3 protein-coding genes are annotated in these 5,027 nt (G+C 60.7%); all 3 read right to left on the bottom strand.

The window, feature by feature from the left end:
* Positions 1-64 precede the first annotated feature (64 nt).
* The 3 genes from cas2 to cas9 are packed head-to-tail and all read right to left on the bottom strand — an operon-like array spanning position 65 to position 4,663.
* Complete coding sequence (gene cas2, locus ABWP92_RS16465; protein WP_353236490.1) at positions 65-397, bottom strand: CRISPR-associated endonuclease Cas2; 333 nt, start codon at positions 395-397, stop codon at positions 65-67.
* 14 nt (positions 398-411) lie between these two features.
* Positions 412-1,320: a type II CRISPR-associated endonuclease Cas1 gene (cas1, locus tag ABWP92_RS16460; RefSeq protein WP_353236489.1), complete on the bottom strand. Its 909-nt coding sequence runs from the start codon at positions 1,318-1,320 to the stop codon at positions 412-414.
* On the bottom strand, positions 1,307-4,663 hold the full coding sequence (gene cas9 / locus ABWP92_RS16455) for a type II CRISPR RNA-guided endonuclease Cas9 (protein WP_353236488.1): 3,357 nt from the start codon (positions 4,661-4,663) through the stop codon (positions 1,307-1,309). The genes cas1 and cas9 overlap by 14 nt, the downstream gene beginning before the upstream one ends.
* Positions 4,664-5,027 lie beyond the last annotated feature (364 nt).

The raw sequence follows: 5,027 nt of genomic DNA, 5'->3' as shown, positions 1-5,027 counted from the left end.
TGGCCCCAGCGAAACCCGCGCCCCGCCTAGCGGAGCGCGGGTTTTCGTTCGCCCAAATTGGGCTTCAGAACAGCGCTATTTGAGCTGCATTGACCTTTTTTTCCTGAAACAGCGGCAGGCCGACCAGCAGTTTCATGCTGGCAAACTGCTTTTCTGTCACCGTGAGCACGCGCACGGAGCCCTCCGATGGCAGGTTGGCCAGCAGGCGCTGCATGTGCTTCTGGACAGCGTCGTTGCCGTTGAGGATGCGGCCGTAGACCGAGAACTGGATCATGTCGTAGCCGTCGTTGAGCAGGAAGCGGCGAAACACCGTATAGGCGCGCCGATCCGCCTTGGTGCCCACAGGTAGATCGAAGAACACCAGCATGCGCATGAATCGCCTCGTGTCCTGGCCCATGGCTGATGGTGCCGCTACATCTCGAAGACATGCTGCCGCAGGCCAATAAGGCCCGGCAGCTCCAGAACCTGCTCGCTGCCGCCGTCATAGAGGCGCGCCAGCGATTCGGCGGCTTGTTCGATGGAGGCCAGCACGCTCATCCTGCCCCGAGGCATGGCTACATCGACGTTGAGCAGGCCTACCAGGGCCGCTTTATCGGCAGGCTGTAGTTCGGCATCGGGATCCGCGGGATGCTGTTGCGCCACGTGCAAATCCACCACGGGCCGGTAGGACTCGATCAGGTCATCGGCCAGATTGAAGGCGTTTTGTTCGCTGCTGTGGAACAGGCCAATGCTGGGCAGCATGCCGTGCTGCACCAGGGCGCGAGCGCATGCGCCGCGCATGACGGCGTAGCCATAGTCGAGCGCGGCGTTGACCCAGACGGCCTGGCTGCGATGAAAGCTGCGACCAAAGACCTGGGGAAAGTAGTACGCACTGGCCTGGGCTTCAAGGTTGCCGCCATCGCCCGAGCGCACGCGGCGCGCATACGAGGCCAGCCGGTCTGCGCCCGTGGTGCCCAGCAGTTCCATGCAGCGGGCTTGATTCTGAATTTTGGTCTGCACGATGCGCGCCCAGGCACGTTTGGTGGTGGGTTTGTCTAGGCTCAGTTGCAGGCGCTGCATGCGCGTGGCGCGGCTGTGCTGCAGGAAGGGCATGAACACGCCGTTGGGCTGGTGGTTGTCGCCCGTGCTGTACAGCCCGATGCCGTAGTCCGCACAGGCCGAGAGCACGGGATGGGTCAGGGTGATTTCGCGGTGGTTGAGCACGATGACCGCGATGTCCTCGAAAGGCACGCGGGCTGACTGCTCCTGCTCCACCACCAGCGCGAAGTGCTCGCGCTTGAGACGGGCGGGGCGGTTGATGACGACGCTACGCCAGACCACGGCGCACCTCTGGCGGGGCGGGGTAGATGCGGCCCAGCACATCTACATTGAATTTTTCCAGGGACAGGGCGGTTTTAACGCCGATACCTTCGATGGCACCATCTTTTCCAACTTGGTTATTCCGGTCCTGCGACCAAAGTTTGAAGGCTCCCGTACCCCGATGACAGCTTGCGAAGTAGCCAATACAGGTTTGCTTCTTGAGTGTTATCCGAACGAGGTCATTCGGATAAACCGAGAACAAGAACGCAAAGCTGTCATCAATCAGCGTCCACTCCTCCTCGTCCTTGAACGCCACAATGGCCCGATCGGGCAACCCCGTCACCCTGTGATGCACATACACCGGCACCAGATGGAATTTCCCCGCCTTGGTGAACACATCCACCCGCAGCATGCTGTCGTTCTTCGCCAAACCGCCCCGAATAGGAATGCCGGTTTGCTTCACCACCCGCTTGACGCTGCGCACGATGGGGCCGGTGGGCTGGCCGTTCTTGTCGGGCTTGTGCAGGGGGTTGTCGGGGCCAAAGGCTTTGTCGCCCTTGCCGCCGTGTGCTTCCAGGCGCTGCCGGATGGCCGCGTAAAGCCGTTCGTTGCGGTGGGGTTCGACCAGGTTGTCCAGGTCCTGGAGCTTGAGACTGGTGAGATCCAATTTTTCGATGACACTGCCCTGGGCCTTGAAGCTTTCGGGCTGTGCATAAATCGTTTCCTTGTGGACGGCGCCACCATTGCGCCGCTGCGGCGCACGTGACACAAACAGCGTACGCAGCCGGCTCAGATCGTCTTCGGAGTATGTACCCAAACGCTGCATGTCCTCGCGCAGCGCGGCCAGGTCGTCGGTGAAAAGACGTGCCTTCAATTCATGGCTGAAATGCGGCCATGGTTCGGGAAAGTGCTGTCGTGCCCGGTCAAACGCGGCGGGGTTGAGGATTTCGCCCGTCTCCGGATCGGGAAAGCCTTCTTGCAAGAATGACAGCTCCTTGCGGCGGGCGTAATCCGCCAACGCCTTGACCATGCTGTGCGTACAGGCGGCCACCACGGCAGCGTCCAACGCGTGGTGGCGGTCGCTATCCGAACGGACCTTGGTCAGCCCCCAGCGGGCGCGCAGGAAGGAGGTCAGCTGCCCGTTGACGACCACGCAGCGGCGGTTGGTTTCACCATCGGCGCGCGGTGCCAGCTGCAGGTGTTCTTCCACATAGTTCTTGAAGAACTTGCAGATGTAGCGGGTGTCGTTGAGGTTGCGGTCAATGAAACCGCTGGACTCTTCAGCGCCATAGTTCTTGCGCAGCAGGCGGCTGCGCTTGGCCATGCGATACGCCTTGTTGCCTTGCACCCAGGCCAGGAAGGCACGCCAGCGTTCACCGTCCTCTCCGCCGGGAAAACTGGTGAGGTATTCAAATGCCGTGCGGTTGCCCTTGTTCTGGTTCTCGCGGGTGAGCACCAGCACCTTGTTATTCTTGCTGTCGTCATAGCTGCGCGAGTAGGGCAAGGCGTGGTCTATCTGGGCATAGTTGGGGTCGTCCAGCACACGCTGTATGTCCAGCGCCTGCTGACTGTATGCGCACTGGCCCAGCTGCTCGCGGTAGAGCATCCATTTCTCGAACGCCGCCGCCTTGGGCTTGTAGCCAAAATCCTTTTCAAAATCGGTGCGCGCCTTGTCGTTGCGGTCACGGAATTCCTCCTGCGCCTTCTTGACCTTGTTGCGCTCATCCAGCGGACGCGAGAGATCGCGTGCCATCTCGATATGCACGGCCATCGGACTGCCGTACTCTCGGACCAGGGCGTTGACCACCTTGCGTGCCTGATTGAGCGCTCGCAGCACCACGGGGTTGCGCGGGATGTCGGCGTCCTCACGGAACTGCATGGAGCCCACACGGTCGTTCTTGCCGTACTTGCGCTGTGCTTCATAGAACGGCGGCAGGTACAGGCGCTTGGCGCTATCCGGGCTGATGCGCTGGCTGTGGTGGCCGTATTCAGGGATTTGCGCCACGGCCTCGTCATAGCGCATCCCGGATTCCATCAGCGGCACGATACGCCTCAGGGCCTTGAGCGACAGGCTGGAGAATTTATCGAAGCTGATTTTCTCCAGCACTGCGATGCAGGCATCCGGGTCGGGCAGAGGCAACTGGCGCAGTTGCTGCTCCACCTCGGCGCCGTCCTTGTAAACACTAAGCACGGTGCCAATCCGGTCGAGCAGATCGGGGTGGCCTTCCAGGGCGGGCGTGCTGATGCGCTGCCAGAGGGACTGCCGCTCCTTGAAGGCTTTGCGCAGCTCGTGCCACGCGGGCAGCTTGACCAGAATCTGATCTTCGGGGTCTTTCACCTTCTCGTTTTCTGCCTGAGCGCAACTGGGGTAAGCCAAGCCGCCAAAACGCAGGTCATCGCCCCACAGGCCCATTTTGACCAGCGCGCTTTTCAGTGTCTTGTATTTGAAGTTCTCGGTCTGATAAGGCAGCGGCAAGGCCGCCTGGCGCTCAACCTCGTTCAAGGGCCGCGAGCGCCCATCGACCACGATGCGCAGGTTGTTGAGGCGGGTCAGCCACACATGGCGTTCGGCAGAAAAGCTGGCCTTGGCGGCGCGGTATTCACCTTTTTCAAATGTGCATTTACCCAGCATCTTGAGCAGATCGGCGCCTGACAAGGCCGGCTTTTGCTGCCAGAACAGTCCGCTGCGGCGGTCTCCATCGCCTCGGATGAGCAACTCGAAACGCTCGCTGGCATGGGGGTTTCCCAAGCGCCGCTGGGCGGCAAAGAGCAGCGCCAGCTCTTCGCCCAGCAAGATGCGCGACAAGGCTTTGTCGTACTGGCCATGCTTGTTGCGCTGCGCATGGGGAAACTCGGCCAGCACCATCTCCGCGGCGCTGCGGTAGCCCTTGTCCTTCATTCGCGCTGCCGTGTCCTTCAACCCCTTCTTGACCCGCCCGCCTTCAGCGTCGCTGTCGGCCTTGGCTTCCTCGGCCTTGCTGGTCCAGTGAAAGCCTCTGTGCTTGCACAGGTGGTAGATCACGCGCGCCCACTCCACCGGAGTGAGCAGGCGATCGAGCCCCTGGCGGCGCAATTCCCAGGCACTGTCGGTGAATGAGGGACTCTGCGCGAACAATTTGGCGTCGGTGATCAACCCTTCGCGCTTGAGCAGCCGCCCCAGTTGCGTCAGGCGCCATGCACGCCTGTACAGGCGACGGCGCAGCAGGCGGGCCTGGCGCCTGATCAGATTGAGCGGATCACCCTCCTTGGCGGTTTCGGCCTTGTCGAAACAACGCACTCCCAGGTCGACCATGCGCCCTTCATCCAGCACAGCCCAGCCGACCGAGGCAATTCCAATATCCAGACCAAATACATACTGCCGCATGAACCCTCCCTCGTCTTATTTGCTATACTCACTCCGGTTGTAGTTATCCGGGGTGAGAGCCGTTGCTGCAATAAGGAGGGGCCGCAAGGCCCCGTCCGTACCCAAAAGCCTGGCAGGGAAACTTGTCAGGCTTTTACTTTTGGTAGCAACTAATCGAATTGTTGCGATATTGCCAAGAGCTGATCAAAAACACAAGCGCGGTTTCCGCTCTCCCTCATTAGCAAATGAGGCGCCCTTGTCTTTAACCGTCGACAAAGATCTCACTCAACTGGAGGCCCATATTACGGTCCCGGCAACGCTTGCAAGTGGCTGTGATAGGAAATTTGCAGATTCACTGAGAATCCACAAAAAGTGCAGCATCGCT

It is taken from the genome of Diaphorobacter ruginosibacter, from assembly GCF_040396215.1.
Lineage (GTDB): Bacteria > Pseudomonadota > Gammaproteobacteria > Burkholderiales > Burkholderiaceae_C > Diaphorobacter_A > Diaphorobacter_A ruginosibacter_A.
Note: the sequence above shows the minus strand (reverse complement) of the source record. Positions and strands in the feature narration are given on the sequence as shown.

Bases quoted from the DNA above. Each gene is read 5' to 3' on its own strand.
- cas2 (WP_353236490.1), bottom strand. From the start codon at position 397: ATGGGCCAGGACACGAGGCGATTCATGCGCATGCTGGTGTTCTTCGAT.
- cas9 (WP_353236488.1), bottom strand. From the start codon at position 4,663: ATGCGGCAGTATGTATTTGGTCTGGATATTGGAATTGCCTCGGTCGGC.